Origin of the sequence: Pseudomonas sp. 67(2021) (assembly GCF_017491835.1) — a bacterium.
GTDB lineage: Bacteria > Pseudomonadota > Gammaproteobacteria > Pseudomonadales > Pseudomonadaceae > Aquipseudomonas > Aquipseudomonas atacamensis.
This window is the reverse complement of record NZ_JAFGYL010000020.1, coordinates 1-24,044: the sequence shown is the minus strand read 5'-3', so window position 1 is coordinate 24,044 and position 24,044 is coordinate 1. Positions and strand designations below refer to the sequence as shown.

Genomic DNA, 24,044 nt, shown 5'->3' with positions numbered 1-24,044 from the left:
CACATCACTCAGAATCCGCCGGCTTGTGCGCTTTGAAGCTGCCCCGTAACGTGATCCGTGCCGCTGCCAATCAGTGGTCGGGTTTAGTCGCCCGGTAGGCATATGAAGGTGCATAAGCGTCATCCGGTCGGGTAATCCCTATCCCCGCACTTGATGGTGGCTGTGCGCAGGGCGCCTTCGGGCGCGCCGGTAATTCGTATGCCTCCCGGTCGACTAACCTGCGTTCAGCCGCCACCCTTTTCGTCTAGTCGCGAACAGGTATTGGCCCTCATCGAGGCAATACGACAATGATCAAACCAACACCCAATCCCCCTGAAACCGAAGACTCGACCTCCCCGTACGCTTCCCCCGATTCCACCAGACTCCACGAGGCCGCTGAAAAACCCCTCGATCACTACCTGAAAAAACCCGGCGCTGCGCCGTCGTGCAATTCCGTCGATCGCGGCATGCAGATGTTCATGGTTGCGCCCGACGTCAACCCCGAAGCGATGGCCATTCAAACCTACGAGACCTTTTCTTCGGTCAGCATTCTTCTGCTCGACCTGGCGGACAGCCTCGAGGACAAGCCGCGACATCTGGCGATGGCGATCTATCAGTTGAGCGAGATGGGGTTATTGCTGGCGGAGAAGGCGCTGGATCAGGAGCGGGCGATCGCGGTGGGCTGATTCTGCAGAGAGAGGGTGCATGAACCGGGCCCTTCGCGAGCAGGCTCGCTCCCACACTTTGACCTCGTTCCTTCAGTTGGAACGCCATTCAAAGTGGGAGCGAGCCTGCTCGCGAAGCTTGCAGATATCGAATCAGGCAGAAGCGGGCAACGGCTGAAAACTGAAGTACTGCTTCAGCGCCAGCACCAGCTCGCCGAACTCCGCCGGCGCACGCCGCAGGATGAAACCAGCGTCGTAATGCAGCGGTGTGGCGTCTTCATGGCACCACACGCAGCAGGCGCTGAAATCGATGACTTGCTGGCTGCCATCGCGGGCGGGGACTTTGAGGCGTAACTGAAAATCCACCCCGATCATCATCGGCAACTGGCTGATCAGCATCAGCCCGTCCGCAGACACGTTGCCGAGAAAGCCGACGGGTTTGTCGGTGATGCTATTGAACACTCTGAGGTAATACGGCAACTGGTGCCGTTCGATCCGGCGGTCGGTAAACATGATGTGCTGTACGCCATGCAGGGCTCCGCCAGGGAGCCGCACCTGTGCTTCGGAACGAGCCTGTAGGCAGGCCCGCTCTCCCCGCTTCCGGTGTGACGGTCGCGACAATCGCCGTCACTTTTACCACTGCCAGTCGCAGGTGTTGCGCCACCATCGAGACAAGCCTCGCAAGCGGTTTCCTTGACTATAGCGGAGCTTGTACAGACGGCCAGATTTTGTACGACAGTACCGTCAGAAGCGTGTCGGCCGCACCACCGCAGCGGCGCTGCGTGTCGGGTAATGGCCTAGGCTCTGCAAGGTTTCCAGACGTGCGCGGGCGCGGTAGGCGTATTCGCTGTTGGGGTACGAAGCGATGATGAACTGGTAGGTCTGCACCGCGTCGATGTACAGCTTCTGCCGTTCCAGGCACTGGCCGCGCATCATTGACACTTCCGGCCACACGTACGGGCGGGCGCGGCTGGCGCGTTCGACCTTGGACAGTTCAAGCATGACCTGCTCGCAATTGCCACGTTCATAGGCGCTGTAGGCGTTGTTCAAATGATGGTTCATCGACCAACGGGTGCAGCCCGTCGCGGCGAGGACGCTGAGGGCAAGGGCGGCAATGGGCAACAATCGCATGGGGGTTCTCCTGTCTTGTGCTCTGTATCGACCCCTGGTCGAAAATCTTCAGGCGCGTTTGTCCCGAAGTTGCCACGTTCAATAAAGAAAACGATAAGTAGTGCATTCGAACAATGACTACACCCTTCGAGCATAGTAGCCTCTGCCTGCGCTTGAACTCAGGAGTCTTTGCATGTCCGTCCGTCGTACCAAAATCGTCGCTACCCTTGGCCCGGCCAGTAACTCGCCGGAAGTTCTCGAACAGCTGATTCTGGCTGGTCTGGACGTTGCCCGTCTGAACTTCTCCCACGGCACCCCCGACGAGCACAAGGCTCGCGCGAAGCTGGTGCGTGACCTCGCTGCCAAGCACGGCCGCTTCGTCGCCCTGCTCGGCGACCTGCAAGGCCCGAAAATCCGTATCGCCAAATTCGCCAACAAGAAGATCGAGCTGAAGATCGGTGACAAGTTCACCTTCTCCACCAGCCATCCGTTGACCGAAGGCAACCAGCAAGTGGTCGGCATCGACTACCCGGATCTGGTCAAGGACTGCGGCGTGGGCGACGAGCTGCTGCTCGACGACGGCCGCGTGGTGATGCGCGTTGAAACCGCCACTGCCACCGAGTTGCATTGCGTGGTGACCATCGGCGGCCCGCTGTCCGACCACAAAGGCATCAACCGTCGCGGTGGTGGTCTGACTGCCCCGGCCCTGACTGAAAAAGACAAGGCCGACATCAAGCTCGCCGCCGAAATGGAAGTCGACTACCTCGCAGTGTCCTTCCCGCGTGACGCCGCCGACATGGAATACGCCCGTCAACTGCGTGACGAGGCCGGCGGCACAGCCTGGCTGGTGGCGAAGATCGAACGCGCCGAAGCCGTGGCCGACGACGAAACCCTCGATGGCCTGATCAAGGCTTCCGACGCAGTGATGGTTGCCCGTGGCGACCTCGGTGTGGAAATCGGCGATGCCGAGCTGGTGGGCATTCAGAAGAAAATCATCCTGCACGCACGCCGCCACAACAAAGCGGTGATCGTGGCGACGCAGATGATGGAGTCGATGATCCAGAACCCGATGCCGACCCGCGCCGAAGTGTCCGACGTGGCCAACGCCGTGCTCGACTACACCGACGCCGTGATGCTCTCGGCAGAATCCGCCGCTGGTCTCTACCCGCTGGAAGCCGTGCAGGCGATGGCGCGCATCTGCGTCGGCGCCGAGAAACACCCGACCGGCAAGACCTCCAGCCACCGCATCGGCAAGGAATTCAGCCGCTGCGACGAAAGCATCGCGCTGGCGACCATGTACACCGCCAACCACTTCCCGGGCGTCAAAGCGATCATTGCGTTGACTGAAAGCGGCTTCACTCCGCTGATCATGTCGCGTATCCGCTCCTCGGTGCCGATCTACGCGTTCACCCCGCACCGCGAAGCCCAGGCCCGCGCGGCGATGTTCCGTGGCGTCTACACCATCCCGTTCGACCCGGCCTCGCTGGAACCGCACGAAGTCAGCCAGAAAGCCATCGACGAACTGACCAAGCGCGGCGTTGTGGAAAAAGGCGACTGGGTCATCCTGACCAAGGGCGACAGCTACCACACCACTGGCGGCACCAACGGCATGAAGATTCTGCATGTCGGTGATCCGCAGGTCTGAGTGACCGGCCGCTGAAACGCAAAAGCCCCGCCATGTGAATGGCGGGGCTTTTTGTTGTCTGCATGTCGCTGAAAACCAGTTTTCACAGAACGTCAACTGTCAGTTCTGTCAGTTGTTGCAAGAGCCATTCTTGACTAGCGTGCTACTTCACCACCCGACCACTCATGACTGGACACGAGTCGTGATCAAGGAGGATTGAAGATGGACGTTGCGGCAAACATCTCGCCAGGTAAATTCGACCCAACGTTTGGCAATCAGGGCGTTGCCACTCCGAAAAAACCTCCCGATTTTTCCGGAAACCTTGTCCTGCGGGGGGTGATGGTCGACAAATCAGGGCGCACCTATATCGCGGGAAGCGTAGGCCAATCGAACGGTGATGCCTACTACTTGATCAGACTGGATAGCAATGGCGTACACGACACTCAATTTGGCCAGAGTGGCTACGTAACCGGTCAATTTGAGGACGGAGAAGGATCGCATTCCTTCGCTAACGAAATAGTGGAACAGGCCGACGGCAAACTGCTGCTCATCGGCAGTTTCTTTCAGGCTAACCTCAAGCGTGCCATAGGAGTCGTGCGTCTCGACATCGCTGGCAACCTTGATCCGGCATTCAACGAAACCGGCAAAGTCGCTGTGTACCTCACGGATGACGACACGGCAGATCAGAAGCACCAGCAACTACCCAACGCAGCGAACTCAAAAACCGGTAGCCAGCGGTCGACCGTTCTGCCTGACGGCAAGATCGTATTGCATACCACCGTAGATCGGGATGGAAACAAAGTGGCGACAGCCGTCATTCGACTCTTGCCTGACGGCACACGGGATATTGAATTCAACGAGGGAGAAATCGCCTATGTTCTCCACCCGAATTTCACTCACACGGAGCTATACGATCTATTGGCAAAACAGGATGGGACCTACGTGCTCGCGGGCTGTGTACGTGGCAATGATCCTTACCGGGCAGTACTCAACCGCTTGACTGCTACCGGGAAAATTGATGACTCGTTCGCCGTTGATGGCTTTGAAGTGATGGATCCGATAGAGAACTCGCTGAGCGTCAATGTCCTGAAAGTTATCGGGCAGACGAATAAGCGGCTGTTATCCGTTGGGTATACCGAGCCTGCACACCATGGCGTATTGATCAGCCGGGAATCCGACGGCAAACCCAACATCCAGTTCAACGCAGGCAAACCACTTCTGAGCAGACTGCAAGGCATTGACACCATATGGCTTGACGCGTCCATCCAGAGCAGCGGACACATACTTGTTGCCGGGCTGAGTCAAGTGTCCTCTGGTTTTAACCATGTTATTGCCAGATTCACCGATGACGGCAAATTGGACACGGATTTTGCGGATGGCAAAGGCTGGCGAGTGTTCGACCTGGAGAGGGGGATCTGGACTGGGGTTGCAATCGGCGAAGGTAAAATGACGTTCCTCGGCCAAAGGCAAGTCGACGGGCAACGGGTTCAATGCGTCGGCCGTGGATTGATCGAGTGACCTGGCGACGAGTTTACCGGCTGCCCCTGATTGAGAGTTTTATGGTCTGGTCAACCCCTTTCGCGAGCAGGCTCGCTCCCAACTTTGAAATGCGTTCCCCCGTGGGAGCGAGCCTGCTCGCGAAGGCGTCTTGACCGTCACCGAAAAAACCTGCTCAACGCCGCCACCGCCTCCGGCGAACGCAGGCGCTGGGTGAACAACGCACCCTCCTCCTCGATCACCTTGCGCAGCAGATCCCGATCCGGCGCTCGCATCAATTGCTTGCTGATGCGCACCGCTTCGGCCGGCAATTCATCAAACCGCAGCGCCATTTCTCGCGCCTTGCTCAACGCCGCTTCACCGCTGTCCAGCGCTTCGGTGGCGATCCCCCACTGCGCAGCCTGTTCGCCGTTAAAGCCTTCCCCAAGCAGCAATAACTCAGCCGCTTTCGCCTGCCCGAGCAAACGCGGCAGGATCAGGCTGGAACCGAATTCGGGACACAATCCGAGGTTGACGAACGGCATGCGCAGCCTGGCGTCGCGGCTGACATAGACCAGATCGCAGTGCAGCAACATCGTCGTGCCGATGCCTACCGCTGCACCAGCGACGGCGGCGATCACTGGTTTGCGGCATTCGAGCAGGTTAAGCATGAAGTGGAACACCGGGCTGTCGAGGTCGCTCGGCGGTTGCTCGATAAAGTCGGCGATGTCGTTGCCGGCGGTGAAGCACTCGGCACTGCCAGTGATCAGCACGGCGTTGATTGCCGGGTCACCGTCGGCCTGTTTCAGTGCTTCGGCGAGGCGGCTGTACATGGCGCGGGTCAGGGCGTTTTTCTTGCCCGGGCGGTTGAGGCGCAGGGTCAGCAAACCGCGTTCGCGTTCCAGCAGGATGGCTTCGGTCATGGCGTGTCTCGCGTCTGAAAATCAGCGCTCAACCACGGCTCACAAACACGTCGGCCAGCAGTTGATTGCGCGGCAATCCGGCCAGGTACAGACGCTTGGCGAAGGCGTCAACATTGGCCGTCGAGCCGCAGACTAAGGCCAGGGTCTGCCGGGAAACAAGGTGCAGTTGCGCCAAAGCGGCGGCCGACTCGGCCGCGGTCCACAGCTCGACACTGAGGTTTTCCCGCTGCGCAGCCAGTGCGGCAAGGGGTTTGGCCAGATAGTGCTCGCGTTCGTCATGGGCCAGGTGAATGACGCGGATGGCGCCTTGGTGATCCTGACGCAAGGCTTCGCGCAGCACACCGAACAACGGACCTAAACCGGTACCGGCGGCCAGCAGCCACAGCGGGCGCGTATGCCAGTCCGGGTCATAGTGCAGAGCACCACCGCGCAGCTCGCCGAGGCGGATCGAGTCGCCGATCTGCAGCTTGCGGGCGGCATCGATGAATTCGCCGGGCTGGCGGCAATCGAGGTGAAACTCGAGGAAGCGGTCTTCTTGCGGCAGGCTCGCCAGCGAGTAAGGGCGGGCGATGTGGCCGATCCACAACACCAGATGCTGGCCGGCGCTGTAGCGCAATGGCCGCTGCGGTGTCAGGCGCAGGCGCAGAACGCTGTCGCTGAGCCAGTCCAGCGCTTCGACCAAGGCCGGCAGACCGTCAGTAATCGGGTCGAAGGTATGCACCTGCAAGTCTTCGACCACTTGGCATTGGCAGGCCAGGCGCCAACCGTCCTGACGTTGCTCGGCACTCAAGGCATCCGGGCGGTTGTCGCTGGGCACACCCTGGATGCATTGCACCAGACAGGCATGGCAACTGCCGGCGCGGCAGCTGTAGGGCACGGCGACGCCGTTGTGGTTGAGGGCATCGAGCAGATTGCTGCCCGCCTCAACCCTCCACTGCCGATCACCGACACGCAATTCAGGCATCGACGTTCTCCCACGCGGCGGCACAGCGATTGCGCCCGTCACGCTTGGCCCGGTACAGCGCCTGATCGGCACGCTGCAACGCCTCATCCAGATCATCGCCAACCGACAGCAGGGTCATGCCCGCCGACAGGCTCAAGTTGCGCACTTGCAGGCCCATCAATTCCACCTCGCTGAAGGCGATGCGCAAACGCTCGCAACACGCGGTCAGGCGTTCGGCATCGCAGTCGGGCACTAGCACCACGAATTCTTCGCCACCATAACGCGCCAGCACGTCACCTTCGCGCAGGCAGGCTTGCGCCACACCGGCAAACGCCTGCAATACCTGATCGCCGGCGGCGTGGCCGTGCAGATCGTTGATGCGTTTGAAGTGGTCCAGATCGATCAGCGCCAGCCCGTGCATTACGTCGCCGTCCAACGCGTTGAGCTCGCGCGAGGCGATGCGCAGAAAATGCCGGCGATTGAACAGCCCGGTCAGTTCGTCGGTGGCCACCAGGTCTTCAAGCTGGCGCATCATCCCGCGCAGGGTGTCCTGATGCGCCTGCAAGGCAAACCGGCGCTGACGCTGACGTTGCCGCGAGACCTGGACAAAACGTGCGTAAAGCACCAGCCACGCCAAAACCATCGCCAGAATGCACACTTGCAACGCCGCGAGCGCAGGCTCGGCCAAGCGGAAGTGGTAAGCGTCCCACAGGGTAATCGCGGAGAAACTGAAGAACACCAGCAGCGCGCAGCGGATGAACACCCGCCGGGTGAGATGGAACAGGCCGAACAGCAGGATCAGCACATAGAACACCAGAAACGCGCCGCGTGCCTCGTCGACATGGGCGATCAGCCACGTCTGCCAGCCGAGGCCCATCAACACTTGCGCTTCGGTCAGGCTGGGGTCGGCGAAGCGCTGGTTGCGCCCGCTCCAGAACATGGCGAAAAGGCTCGCCTGACTGATGACCACCAGCGCGCTTCCGATGGCCACTCCACTGAGCGATTGCTGATAATGCCCGGTGAAAAATGCCAGCCACAGCAGCAGCAAAGCCAATCCGTAGGTGGCCGCAGCGAGGGCGAAGCGTTTGAGCAAAAGGCGTTGAATGGCGTTATGGGTCAATCGTTGACTCACCGTGCGATAGGAGGCTGACCGAGTGTCCTACTCTACAGACCGGATGCCACTTTAGAGGGCCGGTCGCTAAATGACCACCGATTTTCGGGCCGGGAAAATGGCGTCAAAAGTATGTTGCCGAGACTCGCTCAGCGAGCCTCAGCACTTAACATCTATCGCAATACGCGGTGATTTTCGGTTTTTCGAAAGAAGATTGCTTTCTGGAGAATACTGCTTACATTGCAGTTTCCTACTGGATGCCTGTCGATTTTTACAACGTCACTTCAAAAGTTCCTTTTGACAAAAGGAGCTTCTCGCATTTGAACGTACCTTTGTAATATTTTTCGGACGCGAAGCTTTCCAATTTGAATTCTGGCCCTAGACCAATAAGTAATGGGTTGACGTTAAAAAGCAGCGAAGCCAGCCGGTTAGTCAAATCAAAGTCAATGGGTTCAGAGACTGCAAGCGAGTTCGGGAAAGCTATAATGATTGCGCCTGCCTTGGGGTACTCAGGACTATCAAAAGGCACTACGGAAGCAATCAGTAACGTCCGCGCCAATACGACGAGTGTGACATTCGTCCACTTGTGTTCCTTGTCACCAATAAAAAATGACACGAATCCGCCGGCAGCTTTTGCTTCGCCCCTGGCAAGCATGCCCGGCAAAAGTTCTATATCCAATTCCATAAATGTAGCCCCGGTGAGTCGGGTGGAGGTTTCCACCTGCCCCCTTACATTACTGCGCAAGAATTTTTCCCTGTACTGTCAACTCTAACAGTCGAACAGACTGTTTTCGTCTAGACGGACACTCGGTTATAACCTTGATCACCTACCGCCGTAGCGCAATTTCCCCCCGACGCTGATAGATGTGCCCGTCCACAAGCCGCGGTATACTTCCGCGCCTTTTTAGCGTCGCGCCACAGAGGGACAGCTACGAGCCGCAAGCCTCAAGCGGCAAGCTCAAGCTGTCCGCGTAATGCTTTAACTTGCCGCTCGAAGCTAGAAGCCTGTAGCTTCCCCACCGTTTTCAGAGGAGCGCGACTCATGACCGTGATCAAGCAAGATGACCTGATTCAGAGCGTTGCCGACGCCCTGCAGTTCATTTCCTATTACCACCCCGTGGATTTCATCCAGGCGATGCACGAAGCCTACCTGCGCGAAGAATCGCCAGCGGCCCGTGATTCGATGGCGCAGATCCTGATCAACTCGCGCATGTGTGCCACCGGCCATCGCCCGATCTGCCAGGACACCGGTATCGTCACCGTGTTCGTCCGTGTCGGCATGGACGTGCGCTGGGATGGCGCTACCATGGGCCTGGACGACATGATCAACGAAGGCGTGCGTCGCGCCTACAACCTGCCGGAAAACGTCCTGCGGGCCTCGATCCTTGCCGACCCGGCAGGCGCTCGCAAGAACACCAAGGACAACACCCCGGCCGTAATTCACTACTCCATCGTCCCGGGTAACACCGTGGAAGTGGACGTGGCGGCCAAGGGCGGCGGTTCCGAGAACAAGTCGAAAATGGCCATGCTCAACCCGTCCGACTCGATCGTCGACTGGGTATTGAAGACCGTGCCGACCATGGGCGCCGGCTGGTGCCCACCGGGCATGCTGGGTATCGGTATCGGCGGCACCGCCGAGAAGGCCGCAGTGATGGCCAAGGAAGTGTTGATGGAATCCATCGACATCCACGAGCTGAAGGCCCGTGGTCCGCAGAACCGCATCGAAGAAATGCGTCTGGAACTGTTCGAGAAGGTCAACCAGTTGGGCATCGGTGCCCAGGGCCTCGGTGGCCTGACCACCGTGCTCGACGTGAAGATCATGGACTACCCGACCCACGCCGCATCCTTGCCGGTGTGCATGATCCCGAACTGTGCCGCCACCCGTCACGCGCACTTCGTGCTCGACGGTTCCGGTCCAGCCTCGCTGGAAGCGCCACCGCTGGACGCCTACCCGGAAATCGTCTGGGAAGCCGGCCCGTCGGCCCGTCGCGTCAACCTCGACACCCTGACCCCGGAAGAGGTGCAGAGCTGGAAGCCGGGCGAAACCGTGCTGCTCAACGGCAAGATGCTCACCGGTCGCGACGCCGCGCACAAGCGCATGGTCGAGATGCTCAACAAGGGTGAAACCCTGCCGGTGGATCTGAAAGGTCGTTTCATCTATTACGTCGGCCCGGTTGATCCGGTCGGTGACGAAGTGGTTGGCCCGGCCGGCCCGACCACCGCAACGCGGATGGACAAGTTCACCCGCCAGATCCTCGAGCAGACCGGCCTGCTGGGCATGATCGGCAAATCCGAGCGCGGCCCGACCGCGATCGAAGCGATCAAGGACAACAAGGCCGTGTACCTGATGGCTGTCGGCGGCGCCGCTTACCTGGTTGCGCAAGCGATCAAGAAGTCCAAGGTGCTGGCATTTGCCGAGCTGGGCATGGAAGCGATCTACGAGTTCGAGGTCAAGGACATGCCGGTCACCGTAGCGGTGGACAGCAAAGGTGAGTCGGTACACATCACTGGCCCGGCGATCTGGCAACAGAAGATCAGCGAGAGCCTGGCGGTAGAAGTGCAGTAAGCTTCTGGCGTCATGAAAACGGCCGGTGCATCCGCAAAGATGCCCCGGCCGTTTTTGTGTGTTCAAACCAATTGCGATAAAAGAATCGCCCAAGCACAGAAAACGATCTTGCGCACCTGTCAGATCTGACAGGTCCATTAGCGGCCCACTCCTGTTAGCGTCTATCTATACGCCCTATGTAGCGCGAATGGATTCGACCATGGCCGATCAAGACCTCAGCATCACAGCTCCTTCCATCGCCAGAAGCTCATCGATCGCCACCATCGGCAAAAGCTGGAGCGCCGTAGGGCCGACCGCCTCGGCTGGATGCGAATTGCTGATCCCGCTATCGAGCGGTCGTGGTTACGACCCGCAAATACCCCTGTCAATCAACAGCCAGAGCGGTAACGGTTCGTTTGGCCTTGGTTGCCACCTGGGCCTGAGCCAGATCAGCCGCCGCACCAATAAAGGTGTTCCACGTTATACCGAGCACGATGAAATCATCGGGCATGACGGCGAGGTGTGGATGCCAGAGCTCGATGATGCCGGAAACCTGAAGTCGCGCACGGAACACAGCTACAGAGACCGCCCCATCCCCGAACACAACGTCGTGACTTACCGGGCGCGGATCGAAAGTGATTTTTCCCTGCGCGAATGCTGGCATCCGGCTGACGGTGGGACCCCCTTCTGGCTGATCCACGGTGCCGACGGCACGTTGCATGTCTACGGCAAAACCAGCGCCTCCCGCCGTGCCGACCCCGACGCCCCATCACGCATCAGCAGCTGGCTTTTGTGTGAAAGCATGAACGCCCATGGCGAACACATCTGCTACGAGTACAAGGCCGACGATCAGCCTGACGAGCAAGACCCCATTCACGACTACCGCGCCCAGCGCTATCTGCGACGGGTGTGTTACGGCAATGCCACGGCGAGCGATCACCTTTACAGCTGGGACACTGACAGACCGACGGATCTGCCATGGCATTTTCAACTGGTGTTCGATTACGGCGAACGCAGCAATTCGCTGACGGAGATTCCGAGCTACGAGGAAGTGAACCGCTGGCGGCTGCGGCCTGATCCGTTTTCCACCTATGGCCAGGGTTTTGAGCTGAGCACCCGCAGGCTCTGCCAGCAAGTGTTGATGTTTCATCACTTCCCCGGGGGCCTGGCGACAGAGGCAAAACTTGCACGTCGCCTGCTGCTGGAATATCGACCGATCCAGAACACTGCGCAGTGGGCCTACAGCCAGATCAGCGCGGCGCACTATCAGGCCTTCGATGCGCAAGGCAATGTCGAGCACTCACCGCCGCTAGAGTTCGAATACTCGCCCTTCGAGATCAACAAGGCACCTGCACGCCTGTTGGAAAACGAGACTCAACCGGGCATCGAAGACGGCGGGTTCTATCAATGCGTCGATCTGTATGGCGAGGGCGTGCCGGGCTTTCTCTGCCGCTACGACAACGCCTGGTATTACCGAGAACCGCTACGCGCGGCGCCTGGTACCGAACTGATCGGTTACGGCCCATGGGTTTTGCTGGACAGGATCCCGGTGGCAGATCGCAACCGCGCCGTGGCGCAACTGCTTGATCTGACCGGCGACGGCCGCCTGGACCTGATCATCGCCCGGTTGGGTTACTGCGGGTTTCATGCGCTGAATGCGCAGCGGCAATTCGAACTGTTCAGCGCGTTCGACACGTTTCCCCGGGAACACCAGGATCTGACTTTGACCATGGGGGATTTCAGCGGGGACGGGCTGATGTCAGCGGCCAGCATCAGCCCCGACCGCGTGCGCCTCTATGCCAGCCTGCGCGAAAAAGGCTTCGCCGCCGCACAGGAAATACCCCATGAATACGCAGACGACCGTCTGCCGGTGTTCAGCAACTCGCGGACCGAACTGGTGCTTCTGGGCAACCTGCTCGGCAGCGACATGCCCGAGCTGTGCCGCATCCGCCATGACGAAGTCCGCTGCTGGCCGAATCTTGGTCATGGCAAATTCGGTAAAGGACGCAAGATCAGTGCCCTGCCCTTCACCTACGACGAATTCGACGCCTCGCGAGTACGTCTGGCCGATCTCGATGGCTCCGGCGCGCCCGCGCTGATCTATCTCAGATCCGAAGGGTTCGACATTTACCTGAACCGGGGCGGCAACGGCCTGGAGCAGATTCCCGTCAGCGTGCCGTGGCCTGAAGACGTGCGCTATGACCGTTTGTGCCAGGTCAGTTTCGCCGACCTGCAAGGCCTCGGTTGCGCCAGCCTGATTCTGACGGTGCCGCATATCCAGCCGCGGCATTGGCGCTACGATTTTGTTGCAGCCAAGCCCTACCTGCTGGTCAACAGTAACAACAACATGGGCTGTTCCAGCAGCGTGACTTATCGCAGCTCGGCTCAGGAATGGCTGGATGAAAAGGAGCGGCTGCTTGCACTTGAGCGTGCACCGGTATGTCATCTGCCATTTCCGCTGGCCGTGGTGAAGAAGCAGGAGCAACACGACGAGATCACCGGCAACCGGTTGACCCAGTCGTTCACTTGGCGCGAAGGGTTCTACGACGGCAGGGAGAGGGAATTTCGCGGGTTCGGCTACTTGCAGCAACTTGACTGCGAGGTTGGAACCGATCCTTCAGAGCCTGGCTTCAGCGAGCCGGTGCAAACATGCACCTGGTTTCACAACGGTCAGGAAATCAATCGCTCCCGCGACGATTATTTCAGCGCGGATGTGGACGCCTGCCCGTTGGGCGAAACCCTGTTCAGTCGTTACCATCCCAAAGGTGAAATCGATGAGCCCGTCACTTCGGAGGAGTCCGACAGTCGCTATCGGATTGCGCAGGCACTGGTTGGCTCGGTCGCTCGAACAGAAATTTTCCCCTACCGCGCCGATGCGCAGGCGCCCGATGCAGCCGCGCTGTACTCGGTAGAAGAGAAGCGCTATCTGGTTCGCGAGGTGCGGCCGCAGGGGCCATATGCCGCAGCCGTTCTGCTGCCCCTTCAGGTCGAAGCCATCAGTTATCAGTACGACGGCTTTATCAACGACCCGCTGTGCCGCCACGATGTTACCCTGCGCTGGAACGCTTATGGCGCCGCGGCCCACGCACTTACAGTGAGCTATGCGCGCAGGTTGACCGCCCAGAGCCCGCCCCCCTTCACCGAAGACCATCTGAATCAATGGTGGTCCGACGCTCACGACGAGGCGCAGCAATACTTTTACATCAGTGAAACCCGTGCACGTCTGATCAATCTGCCAGAGCCACAGCAATGGCGATTGGGCTTGCCGTATCTGGAACGGGGCGATGCGCTGAAATTGGCCAAAGGTACGCTCCCCGGCGAGTTGAACCCGGCACGGGTGTCTTTCGAATCACTGAGAGAGCTGCAGGATACGCAAGAATGGGCCATGGAAAGGGTACTGACTTCGCAATCCATACAGCGTTATGTGGACGTAGAGGGTATTGAACTGGATGACGGCGTCGCCGGATTCGAAGCGCTGTCGCACTCTCTGGAGCTTGCCCTGCTGGATAAAACCGCGCTGGACGCTTACAGCATTGTGCCGGACCTGAATATCCGCGAGGCCCTCGTGGCAATTGGTTACTCACCCATGGCGCTGCTGTTCGAAGCACCGCCCAGCGAGGAACCAAACCTTTGGTCGTCGCGGTTCAATCTGGCCCGGTACGGCGGCTTGCAAGCGTTCTACAACGTGCTCGATTTCAATGAAACGCCAAGCCATGGCGTGACCAAAGCCGAATACGATCAACACTATCTGACAGTCATGCGCATGGAGTTGCCCGACGGTTGCGCCGTCCAGGTCGCGGAGTTCGACTATCACACCCTGAAACCCAAGCGAATCACCGACGCCAATGACAACACTGAAGAAGTCATCTACGAGCCTTCCGGTCAGCCACTGATCATCAGCTTTCACGGTACCGAGAATGGCAAACCTGCCGGATTCGACAAGCTGACCGATGACTGGACCTTGCCGGATCCCAGTCCGGAATACGCCATTCAGTTTCCGGAAGATACCGTAGGACACGCAGCGAGCACTCTGCACAAAAACCTTTTCAGCTGGATGGGCCTGATACCCGCCTCCACACTTCGAAGCCGCGCGATCAAGCAAGGCGACCTGTTGCCCGGCGGGCAGATCCGCGCCAGCGCACGTCGCCGGCTTGCGCGAAATCCCGGTCTGACGACTGAAGACCAGCGATTGCTCATGGCCATCGAACTGGCTTACCGAGAACCGGTTCACACCGTAGTGCTCAGTGCCGACCGCTATCCCTACGACGCCATAAAGGCGCAGATCCAGATCGTCAAAACCTGCGTCGACGGCTTTGGTCGGGTCCTGCAAACCCAACAGAAGGTCGATCCGGGGCTGGCTTATGTGGTGGGTGAGGATGGTCAATTGCTGATCGAAGAAGGTGAGCAACCGACGCAGACACGCTGGCGTATCAGCGAACGCGTCGAATACAACAACAAAGGTCTCGCGCAGCGCCAATACCGGCCGTTTTTCGCTAACACGCACCGCTACGTCAATGATCAATCGCTGCGCCAACTCGGGCTCTTCGATCAGCTGTTCTATGACGCAACGGGACGTCCGATCAAGCTGATCAACGCCAAGGGCGACTTTTCCCGCGAGACGTATCATCCCTGGTATCACACCAGCGAAGACTTCAACGACACCGCCGAAGAGGTGGTGTCTACGCGTGGGTCAGGCTCATGACCGCCTCCACACATTGGCGCACGCCTTCGCTGACAGCCAGCGACGGACGTGGCCTGCCTGTCCGTCAGGTCGCTTATTTGCGTACCGTGGCGGGCGACACGCCTAGCGCACTCGTGACCCGCCAGCACCACGATGTCGCCGGGCGCCTGGTCGCGCAACAGGATCCGCGCCTGCCGACAGCAAACACAACCAGCGTGTTTGCGCTGAACGATATCGCCGTGTTTACCAACAGCCAGGATAGCGGCTGGCGCCTGCTGCTGCCGGGCAGGGCCGGGGAGCCCGGACGCCGTTGGGATGAGCGCGGCCACGTCTGGCAGTCGACCTTCGACGAGCAATTGCGCGTGGTGCAGCTTGAAGTCTCGGGAAACGGCGAAAATCAGCTCGATACCTTCACGTACGCCTCAGGCTCTGACCAAGCAGACTCCAACCTGCGCGGCCGGTTGATCCGGCAGACGGATCCGTCAGGTTCGCTGGACATCACCGGCTATGCCCTCACCGGACAGGCACTGGTGGAAAAGCGCACTTTTCACGATAACGAAGCGTTCACCAGCCATCAGGTGTTCAGTCCGCTTGGCGCCGTACTTGAACAGACCGATGCCGGCGGCCATCGCAGAGCATCGCGCTACGGTCTCGCCGGGCAACTCAGGCAAATGGAACTGCAAGTCGAGACGAAAGTCACGCAGGTCTTGCTGGATGCGCAGTACAACGCGAACAATCAGATCATCTCGCAGCTGGCCGGTAACGGTGTCCTGAGTCAGTGGACGTATGACCCGGCCGACGGACGCCTGCATACGCGCACCAGTCAGAAAACTGCTCACCCCAGATTGCAGGATCTGCATTATTTCTACGATCGCATCGGCAATATCATTCGCATCGAAGACTACGCCTTCGAGCCCCTCTGGTTCGCCAATCAACGGGTCGACGGCCACCGTGAATTCAGCTACGACTCCCTGTACCGCCTGATCCGAGCGACCGGTCATGACGACGCCCTGCCCCCGGACATTCCCGGCCTGCCGCGACCGCCCGACGAGAAAAACCGCCTCAACTACACCCAGACATATAGCTACGACGACGGCGGCAATCTGACCGAATTGCGTCATCAGCGCGACGGCAACAGTCGTACCCGCACGATGTACATCGACCAGAAAAGCAATCGCGGGGTGCGTTGGGAAACGGGCGACGAGCCGCCGGACTTCGGTACCTGGTTCGACCCGCACGGCAATCAACGCAAGCTGCGCCACGGTCCGTCATTGCAATGGAGCAGGCGTGATGAGCTGGAGCGCGTGGATCTGGTTATCCGTCAGGACGGCGATAACGATGCCGAGTATTACCAGTACAGCGCCGGCCAGCGGGTCCTCAAATGTCATGAATGGTTCACCGACAAGGTCCGCCACTTCCACCAGGTGCGCTACCTGCCGGGGCTGGAAATTCGCCGCAAGGACAACGGCGAGGAGCTGCACATCATCAGCCTCGGTAACGCGCGCTGCCTGCATTGGGCGCAACGTGCAGTGCCGATAGACGACCAGATACGTTACACCCTCGAAGACCACCTCGGCTCTTGCGTGATGGAGCTCAATGAAGACGCTGTGGTCACCAGCGCAGAAGGCTATTACCCGTTCGGCGAAACCGCGTGGATGGCGCCGGAATCGGAAATCGAATACCGCTTCATCCGATATTCCGGCAAGGAAATGGATGTCAGCGGTTTGTACTACTACGGCGCCCGCTATTACGCGCCGTGGTTGCAGCGCTGGATCAGTGCCGATCCGGCGGGGGATGTGGATGGGTTGAATGTGTATGCGTTTGTAGGAAACAACCCGGTCTCTTTTGTGGATGTGCAGGGGAACAGCCGAGAAGGACATGAGATTGTCAACTTCGCAAACTTTCTGAGCGTTCTTAGTGATTACTCTGTTACTGCTCAAGAACAGATTCAGAACATCTCACACGGACAATACGGTGTCGAATTGCTGGCGAATTTCGCGGGAGAAGGCATCAATGCCGCAGCCAGTTTCCTCGGCGGCCTTCACCTCGGTCCGAAAATAGGCTCAATGCTTCCCGACAATCCGCACATGGTCAATTTTACTGAACAGGGTAAACCACCATTTCTCGAAGGGTTTGTTGGCGGGAACATCGCCGGCACCATCACGGGGGAACTTGCTGATCGCCTCATGTCCCCTGCAAATCTGATCAAGCCCTTGATTCCACAAACGTCAGCAATGAGCGTCGCAGCCATTGATGAAAAGATCGGTCTCACACAGGGTCGACTGGATACCAGCCCGGCCAACGCAAGCCTGATATTCATGAACTACGTCGTCGGATCAGTTATTGGAGGCGTCGGCGCAACGCTCAATATGGGGCAACGTGTACAAGAAGCCGAGGACATCAAAAACGGATTGGATCCGGTAAAGATTCAGAAAATCGAAACCATGCTTGCAGACTGGAAAGAAGCCCTCACTTCCCGAATGGCCATCGCCGAAAAAGCGTACAGGCGTCTGGGGCGAAACACGTTCGATGCAGGTCTTGTGATACCTAATGCAGGCCACTCAACAGCTGCGGGGCCTATCCGACTCGAAGCCCTTCGAGAGGAAACCAGTAAGGTTTTGGGATTTATCGAAACCAGCCAGACCATGATGAGTTGGTACAAGGAAGACGCACTCACAGACAACCGTTTTTTGCGCAAACAAGCTCAACCGAAACCCAGGTTCAAAGCGGCATTTCAGGATTTTGTCAGGCCATTCACCCGACATACAAATCCACACCAATGAAATTCGATACCGTTCATTCGCGCACTCCTGCGTTGACGGTCACCGACGCACGTGGCCTGCCAGTCCGACAGGTCGCTTACTTACGTTCGGTAGCCGGTGCTACGCCAAGCGTCCTGGTGTCCTGCCAGCACTACGACGTGCTCGGTCGTCTGGTCGCGCAAAGAGATCCGCGTCTGCGAGAGACTCATGCGAATACTACCACCGTGTATTCGCTGAACGACGCTGCGGTGTACACCGACAGCGTGGACTCCGGCTGGCGTCTGGTGCTGCCGGGGCTGGCCGGCGAGCCGCGGCAGCGTTGGGACGAGCGCGGTCACCACTGGGCGTCGACCTTCGATACGCAGCTGCGCGTGACAACGCTCAAGGAAGACGGTGACGCTCGGATCGACAGTTACAGTTATGGTGAAAGCTCTGCCGATGCCGGCCACAACCTGCGCGGCCAAATGATCCAACAGACTGACTCTTCAGGCTCACTGGATATCACCAGTTACGCTCTCACCGGTCAGGCGCTCGCGCAAACCCGAACCTTTGACGATGGCGAGGCGTTCACCAGCCATCAGGTCTTCAGCCCATTGGGCGCTGTGCTGCAGCAGACCGATGCCGGTGGTTATCGCAGAGCGTCAAGCTACGGTCTTGCCGGCCAGCTCAAACAGGTGGAGCTGCAAGTCGGGGAGCAGATCACACAGGTTCTGCGGGATGCGCAGTACAACGCCGATGATCAGATCATCTCGCAACTGGCCGGTAACGGGGTACTCAGCCAATGGACGTACACCGCGACCGATGGCCGCCTGCAAACACGGATCAGCCATAAAACCGGCCAGGCCAGGTTGCAGGATCTCGCCTATTTCTACGACCGCGTCGGCAACATCATCCGCATCGAAGACCACGCCTTCGAGCCGACCTGGTTCGCCAACCAACGGGTCGATGGCCAACGCGAATTCAGCTACGACTCCTTGTACCGGTTGATCCGCGCGACCGGTTACGACGACGCCCTGCCTCCTGATATCCCCGGCCTGCCGCAACCGCCCGATGAGAAAAACCGCCTTAATTACACCCAGACTTACACCTACGATGACGGGGGTAACCTGACCGAGCTGTGCCATCAGCGCGACGGCGGCAGTCGCACCAGGCGCATGTACATCGACGAGCAAAGCAACCGCGCAGTGCGCTGGGAAACCGGCGATCACGAACCGGACTTTGGCAACTGGTTCGACCTGCATGGCAATCAACGCAGGCTGCGGCACGGTCCGCAACTGCACTGCAACAGTCGCGACGAGCTGGAACATATAGATCTGGTGATCCGCAAGGACAGCGTCAACGACACCGAGAGTTACCAATACAGCCAGGGCGTACGGGTACTCAAGCGCCGTGAAACGTTCGCCAAAGGTGCCAATCACTTCCAGCAGGTGCGCTACCTGCCCGGCCTGGAAATCCGCAGCAAAGACAATGGCGAAGAACTGCACATCATCAGCGTAGGTAACGCGCGCTGCCTGCATTGGGTGAGCAATCCACCTGCCGCCAACACTCAACTGCGTTACACCCTCGAAGACCACCTCGGCTCATGCGTAGTGGAGCTCGATGACAACGCTACGGTCACCAGCGAAGAAGGCTACTACCCGTTCGGCGAAACCGCTTGGATGGCACCGAAATCGGAAACCGCATACCGCTTCATCCGTTACTCCGGCAAGGAAATGGACGTCAGCGGTTTGTACTACTACGGCGCCCGTTATTACGCGCCGTGGTTGCAGCGCTGGGTCAGTGCCGATCCGGCGGGGGATGTGGATGGGTTGAATCTGTATGCGTTCGTAAGCAACAACCCCGTCGGCTATATAGACGCCGACGGCCAAGGCAAAGTACTACCGACAAAAGCGGACTATGACTCCGCCTGGAGCAGGCACTTTTCGCGGGAAAACGCCAGTTATGCAAAAAGAGGTCAAGGGATGGCTTCTGATCGCCTGCGCAATGCTCTGGCGAATCAGATACTCAAGCATGTGAATATTTTGGCAATCACCCGACTGCGTTCCAACAATGTGCAGCAGCAGATTCGCAACCAGAATTCAACGTCCCAATTTGCGAAAGCGACCGCCCGCAGGACAGCCGTTCATGTGACGAATCAGACCCTTAGTTATGGCGCGGGAATACTGGTGGGGCTGGGCGCCCAAGCTCTGGGGGCAGCCGCTCCTGGCGCAGGAAATGTGGTTGGTATCGGCATGGGGGTAGCCACAAAAACCGCCGTCAGCTTCGCTATTGACTACATTGCCGAACAAAGTGGGCTGAGCACCTCGGTCAAGCTCAAGACAAGTCCGCTTGATCCCGACAAACTCATCCGGCAGGCAGAGTACAAGTCCATGAACCTGCTGAATTATCTGGGCCACAAAGTCGTCAAGAATTTCGACATTCGAAAAACCAAAGGCCAGGTAGGCACCGGAAAATTCGTCACCTCTGTGGGGCTAAAATTTATTACGCCAACCGTTGCCTCTGAAGCAAGTGCAGCGATCTCCTTAGCGGTTGGAGCAGTAGAAATCGCCAAAGAAGTCAGCGATGCCAGTTCGGAAATATCCGCCGAGAAATACGACAGGCTGTTCACGTATATTCCAGAATTGGTCCAGCAGATCAACGATAACCTGCAAACCACAAGAGAGCACTTCGCTGCACTTTCCATCGATTCGCTGGCGGGTATCAATCTTGCCGACCTTGAAGCGGAAACGGAGAAAATTACCGAACAATTGCAAGAAACAATGAACATGGCAATCTCCTATTCGAAGAAACCCAGGGCGGCATGACCCCCATGGATCTCAAGTAGCAGGCAAGGGGTGATGGCATGCTATCGTGCCCGCCCGTCCTGCCGACCTTTGATCCAGCATGCTGCCGACTTCCCGTACCCTGCGTCTGTCGTTGTATTCCCTGCTGATCATCGCCGGCACGGTCATTGCCGCGACGCTCGCGATGCGCCACGCCGAGCGTCAGGCGCTGGAAGAAGACGCGGCCCGCGCCAATCAGCAACTGGGGTTGTACGCCAACTCCTTGCACACCCTGATCGACCGCTATCGCGCCCTGCCCGCCGTGCTGGCGCTGGACCCGCAATTGCGTTCGGCCCTGGCCGGCCCGGTCGATGCTGCGCAGCAAGCGGCATTGAATGTGAAACTGGAAAAGATCAACGGTGCGGCGCAGTCCTCGACCCTTGAACTGCTGGATCGTACCGGCCTGGCCGTGGCCGCCAGCAACTGGCGCTTGCCCAGCAGTTACGTTGGCCACAATTACGGCTTCCGCCCCTACTTCAGCCAGACCCGCACCCAAGGCACCGGGCGTTTTTACGCAGTGGGCGTGACCAGCGGCATTCCCGGCTATTTCCTTTCCAGCGCCGTACTTGGCGACAACGACGAGTTTCTCGGCGCGATGGTGGTCAAGCTGGAATTTCCCGAACTGGAACGCGAATGGAGTCAGGGCAGCGACACGCTGCTGGTCAGCGATGCACGCGGGATCATCTTTATCGCCAATCAGCCGGGCTGGCGTTATCGCGCCTTGCGGCCGTTGAGCGCCGATGATCTGGCCGAGATCAAAACCACGCGTCAGTACGACAAGCAATCGCTGCTGCCGCTGACCCATTTGCCGCTACGGCGCTTCGATGACAACAGCGATCTGCGCCGGGTCGAAGGTCCGCAGGGCACGGCGGACTATCTGTGGGAATCGCTGCCGCTGGCGACCGAAGGCTGGACCCTGCATCTGCTGCGTCGTCCGCAAGTGGCCTTCGAGGATTTGCGCAACGCCGCACTGGCCGCCGCTGGCGTGTGGCTGGCGCTGGTCTTCCTGTTGCTGTTCCTCAATCAGCGCTGGCGGCTGGCCAAGGTCCGTCAGCGCAATCGCGAAGAACTCGAGCGTCTGGTCGAGGAGCGCACCCGCGACTTGCGCACCGCGCAGGAAGGTCTGGTGCAGTCGGCCAAACTCGCCGCGCTGGGGCAGATGTCCGCCGCACTGGCCCACGAAATCAATCAACCGCTGACCGCCCAGCGCATGCAACTGGCCACCCTGCGCCTGCTGCTCGAACATGGCCGCGTCGATGACGCCTACAAGGCGCTGAAACCGGTGGACGATATGCTCACGCGCATGGCTGCCCTCACCGGCCACCTCAAGACCTTCGCCCGCAAAAGCCCGAGCGGTCTGCGCGAACGTCTGGATCTGGCGACGGTGGTCGATCAATCGCTGCAACTGCTCGATGCGCGCCTGCGTGACGAACAAGTCAGCCTGGTGCTGCATCTGACCCGCCCGGCGTGGGTGCGCGGTGATGCGATTCGTCTGGAACAGGTGTTGATCAATTTGCTGCGCAACGCGCTGGATGCGATGCAGGGTAAAGCCTGCAAGCGCCTGGAAATCCGTCTGGAGGCCGATGAGCAATTGTGGCGGCTCAGCGTCAGCGACAACGGCGGCGGGATTGCCGAGGAACATCTGGGCCAGGTGTTCGATCCGTTCTTTACCACCAAACCGGTGGGCGATGGTCTTGGCCTGGGGCTGGCAGTATCCTTCGCCATCGTGCATGAATCCGGCGGGCGCCTGAGCGTCGAGAATGGCGACCACGGCGCAGTGTTCAGCCTGACCCTGCCAATCGATCTGGAGGCACACATCTGATGCTCAATTCGGTGATGGTGGTCGACGACGAAAGCAGCATTCGCGACGCCGTTGAACAGTGGCTGAGCCTGTCGGGGTTTCAGGTGCAATTGTTCAGCCGTGCCGAAGAATGCCTCGCCGCGCTCCCGGAACATTTTGCCGGGGTGATCCTCAGCGACGTGCGCATGCCCGGCATGGACGGCTTGCAATTGCTCGCGCAAGTGCAAAAGCGCGACAGCGATCTGCCGGTGATTCTGCTTACCGGCCATGGCGATGTGCCGATGGCGGTCGAAGCCATGCGCGATGGCGCCTACGACTTTCTGGAAAAACCGTTCAGCCCGGAAACCCTGCTCGGCAGCCTGCGCCGGGCGCTGGACAAACGCCGCCTGGTCCTGGAAAACCGCGCCCTGCACGAACTGGCCGACAACCGCGCAAAGCTCGATGCGACGCTGCTCGGCGTGTCCCGCGGTTTGCAGACATTGCGTCGGCAAGTGCTGGATCTGGCGACGTTGCCGGTCAACGTGCTGATCCGTGGTGAAACCGGCAGCGGCAAGGAGCTGGTCGCACGTTGCCTGCATGATTTCGGCCCGCGCGCCGGCAAACCTTTCGTGGCGCTGAACTGTGCGGCGATCCCGGAGCAATTGTTCGAGGCCGAACTGTTCGGCCATGAGAGCGGCGCGTTTACCGGCGCCTCGGGCAAACGCATCGGCAAGCTGGAATATGCCGATGGCGGCACGCTGTTTCTCGACGAGATCGAAAGCATGCCGCTGGCCCAGCAGGTGAAATTGCTGCGGGTCTTGCAGGAACAGAAACTCGAGCGGTTGGGTTCGAACCAAAGCATTCGCGTTGATTTGCGTATCGTCGCGGCGACCAAACCGGACCTGCTCGACGAAGCTCGCGCCGGGCGTTTTCGTGAGGACCTGGCGTATCGCCTGAACGTCGCCGAACTGCGCTTGCCGCCGCTGCGCGATCGCCGCGAAGACATTCCGTTGCTGTTCGAGACCTTCGCGCAGAATGCCGCTCAGCGTCTGGGCCGGACCTTTCCGCCGTTGACCGGTGCGCAGCTCAGTCACTTGCTCAGCCATGACTGGCCGGGCAACGTCCGCGAACTGGCTAACGTTGCCGAGCGTCAGGTACTGGGGCTTGATGAACCGGTCGCCGGAATCGATCCGGGGCAGTCGCTGGCGGCGCAGCAGGAAGCCTTCGAAGCGCAATGCCTGCGCGCGGCGTTGACCCGGTATAAAGGTGATGTCAAAGCCGTGCTCGAAGAACTGCAACTGCCGCGCCGCACGTTCAATGAAAAGATGCAGCGGCATGGGTTGAGTCGGGAGATGTTTCTGGCGGAGTGAGGCAGAGATTTGTGGTGTAGCTGAAATCCATCCCCCTCACCCCAGCCCTCTCCCCCAGGGGGCGAGGGGGAAGGGAGCCGATCTCCATGCTTTCCCGAATCTGTATTCGACTCGATATTGCAGGTCGATGTAACCCACAAGAACACCTCGGTCAGTCCCCTCTCCCTCTGGGAGAGAGCTAGGGTGAGGGGCTTTTGATCTTCACGCGTTAAGCGGAAATCCGCCCACTCAGCTCAATCAGTCGGCACAAATC

Annotated in this window: 15 protein-coding genes; 9 read left to right on the top strand and 6 right to left on the bottom strand. The window is 59.3% G+C overall.

Going from position 1 to position 24,044, the window contains the following annotated elements:
• Window positions 1-287 precede the first annotated feature (287 nt).
• Window positions 288-665, top strand: a complete 378-nt coding sequence (locus J5M66_RS21590; RefSeq protein ID WP_207808356.1) for a DUF6124 family protein — start codon at window positions 288-290, stop codon at window positions 663-665.
• A 132-nt stretch (window positions 666-797) separates the two neighbouring features.
• On the opposite strand, the gene J5M66_RS21585 is transcribed toward J5M66_RS21590, so the two are convergent.
• Together J5M66_RS21585 and J5M66_RS21580 are read right to left on the bottom strand one after the other, a co-directional pair.
• Entirely contained in the window at window positions 798-1,157 is a 360-nt protein-coding gene (locus J5M66_RS21585) for a PilZ domain-containing protein (RefSeq protein WP_122507725.1), read from the bottom strand.
• Between the two features lie 231 nt (window positions 1,158-1,388).
• Entirely contained in the window at window positions 1,389-1,775 is a 387-nt protein-coding gene (locus J5M66_RS21580) for a hypothetical protein (RefSeq protein ID WP_016773461.1), read from the bottom strand.
• A gap of 172 nt (window positions 1,776-1,947) precedes the next feature.
• Between J5M66_RS21580 and pyk the strand changes: the two genes are divergently transcribed.
• Window positions 1,948-3,399 (top strand): pyruvate kinase, encoded by a 1,452-nt coding sequence (gene pyk / locus J5M66_RS21575; RefSeq protein ID WP_024014116.1) that lies wholly within the window; start codon window positions 1,948-1,950, stop codon window positions 3,397-3,399.
• Window positions 3,400-3,600: 201 nt separating this feature from the next.
• Window positions 3,601-4,896, top strand: a complete 1,296-nt coding sequence (locus tag J5M66_RS21570) for a hypothetical protein (protein WP_207808358.1) — start codon at window positions 3,601-3,603, stop codon at window positions 4,894-4,896.
• A 137-nt stretch (window positions 4,897-5,033) separates the two neighbouring features.
• On the opposite strand, the gene J5M66_RS21565 is transcribed toward J5M66_RS21570, so the two are convergent.
• From J5M66_RS21565 to J5M66_RS21550, 4 genes are all read right to left on the bottom strand, one after another.
• Entirely contained in the window at window positions 5,034-5,777 is a 744-nt protein-coding gene (locus J5M66_RS21565) for an enoyl-CoA hydratase-related protein (protein WP_207808360.1), read from the bottom strand.
• 28 nt (window positions 5,778-5,805) lie between these two features.
• Window positions 5,806-6,741: an iron-sulfur-binding ferredoxin reductase gene (locus J5M66_RS21560; protein WP_207808362.1), complete on the bottom strand. Its 936-nt coding sequence runs from the start codon at window positions 6,739-6,741 to the stop codon at window positions 5,806-5,808.
• Window positions 6,734-7,840, bottom strand: a complete 1,107-nt coding sequence (locus J5M66_RS21555; protein ID WP_207808364.1) for a GGDEF domain-containing protein — start codon at window positions 7,838-7,840, stop codon at window positions 6,734-6,736. Before J5M66_RS21555 ends, J5M66_RS21560 begins: the two co-directional genes overlap by 8 nt.
• Window positions 7,841-8,102: 262 nt before the next feature.
• Complete coding sequence (locus J5M66_RS21550) at window positions 8,103-8,576, bottom strand: hypothetical protein (RefSeq protein WP_148046988.1); 474 nt, start codon at window positions 8,574-8,576, stop codon at window positions 8,103-8,105.
• A 297-nt stretch (window positions 8,577-8,873) separates the two neighbouring features.
• Between J5M66_RS21550 and J5M66_RS21545 the strand changes: the two genes are divergently transcribed.
• The 6 genes from J5M66_RS21545 to J5M66_RS21520 all read left to right on the top strand — a co-directional run bounded on the left by J5M66_RS21545 (window position 8,874) and on the right by J5M66_RS21520 (window position 23,791).
• On the top strand, window positions 8,874-10,397 hold the full coding sequence (locus tag J5M66_RS21545; RefSeq protein WP_024014122.1) for a fumarate hydratase: 1,524 nt from the start codon (window positions 8,874-8,876) through the stop codon (window positions 10,395-10,397).
• Window positions 10,398-10,596: 199 nt separating this feature from the next.
• Window positions 10,597-15,078, top strand: coding sequence for a SpvB/TcaC N-terminal domain-containing protein (locus J5M66_RS21540; RefSeq protein WP_207808365.1), 4,482 nt, complete (start codon window positions 10,597-10,599; stop codon window positions 15,076-15,078).
• The gene (locus J5M66_RS21535) at window positions 15,075-17,840 is read left to right on the top strand and encodes an RHS repeat-associated core domain-containing protein (protein WP_207808367.1); all 2,766 of its coding nucleotides are present in this window, start codon (window positions 15,075-15,077) and stop codon (window positions 17,838-17,840) included. Before J5M66_RS21540 ends, J5M66_RS21535 begins: the two co-directional genes overlap by 4 nt.
• On the top strand, window positions 17,837-20,623 hold the full coding sequence (locus J5M66_RS21530; protein ID WP_207808369.1) for an RHS repeat-associated core domain-containing protein: 2,787 nt from the start codon (window positions 17,837-17,839) through the stop codon (window positions 20,621-20,623). The genes J5M66_RS21535 and J5M66_RS21530 overlap by 4 nt, the downstream gene beginning before the upstream one ends.
• A gap of 79 nt (window positions 20,624-20,702) precedes the next feature.
• Window positions 20,703-22,463, top strand: a complete 1,761-nt coding sequence (locus J5M66_RS21525) for an ATP-binding protein (RefSeq protein ID WP_123443708.1) — start codon at window positions 20,703-20,705, stop codon at window positions 22,461-22,463.
• A complete protein-coding gene (locus J5M66_RS21520) occupies window positions 22,463-23,791 on the top strand; it encodes a sigma-54 dependent transcriptional regulator (RefSeq protein WP_207808371.1) in 1,329 nt (442 codons plus the stop codon). The genes J5M66_RS21525 and J5M66_RS21520 overlap by 1 nt, the downstream gene beginning before the upstream one ends.
• The last annotated feature ends 253 nt before the right edge of the window (window positions 23,792-24,044 follow it).

What these genes read in the sequence shown, in the direction of transcription:
- pyk (WP_024014116.1), top strand. Translation starts at nt 1,948, where the DNA reads ATGTCCGTCCGTCGTACCAAAATCGTCGCTACCCTTGGCCCGGCCAGT.
- J5M66_RS21525 (WP_123443708.1), top strand. Translation starts at nt 20,703, where the DNA reads ATGCTGCCGACTTCCCGTACCCTGCGTCTGTCGTTGTATTCCCTGCTG.
- J5M66_RS21560 (WP_207808362.1), bottom strand. Translation starts at nt 6,741, where the DNA reads ATGCCTGAATTGCGTGTCGGTGATCGGCAGTGGAGGGTTGAGGCGGGC.
- J5M66_RS21570 (WP_207808358.1), top strand. Translation starts at nt 3,601, where the DNA reads ATGGACGTTGCGGCAAACATCTCGCCAGGTAAATTCGACCCAACGTTT.
- J5M66_RS21545 (WP_024014122.1), top strand. Translation starts at nt 8,874, where the DNA reads ATGACCGTGATCAAGCAAGATGACCTGATTCAGAGCGTTGCCGACGCC.
- J5M66_RS21530 (WP_207808369.1), top strand. Translation starts at nt 17,837, where the DNA reads ATGAAATTCGATACCGTTCATTCGCGCACTCCTGCGTTGACGGTCACC.
- J5M66_RS21540 (WP_207808365.1), top strand. Translation starts at nt 10,597, where the DNA reads ATGGCCGATCAAGACCTCAGCATCACAGCTCCTTCCATCGCCAGAAGC.
- J5M66_RS21535 (WP_207808367.1), top strand. Translation starts at nt 15,075, where the DNA reads ATGACCGCCTCCACACATTGGCGCACGCCTTCGCTGACAGCCAGCGAC.
- J5M66_RS21590 (WP_207808356.1), top strand. Translation starts at nt 288, where the DNA reads ATGATCAAACCAACACCCAATCCCCCTGAAACCGAAGACTCGACCTCC.
- J5M66_RS21565 (WP_207808360.1), bottom strand. Translation starts at nt 5,777, where the DNA reads ATGACCGAAGCCATCCTGCTGGAACGCGAACGCGGTTTGCTGACCCTG.
- J5M66_RS21585 (WP_122507725.1), bottom strand. Translation starts at nt 1,157, where the DNA reads ATGTTTACCGACCGCCGGATCGAACGGCACCAGTTGCCGTATTACCTC.
- J5M66_RS21520 (WP_207808371.1), top strand. Translation starts at nt 22,463, where the DNA reads ATGCTCAATTCGGTGATGGTGGTCGACGACGAAAGCAGCATTCGCGAC.
- J5M66_RS21580 (WP_016773461.1), bottom strand. Translation starts at nt 1,775, where the DNA reads ATGCGATTGTTGCCCATTGCCGCCCTTGCCCTCAGCGTCCTCGCCGCG.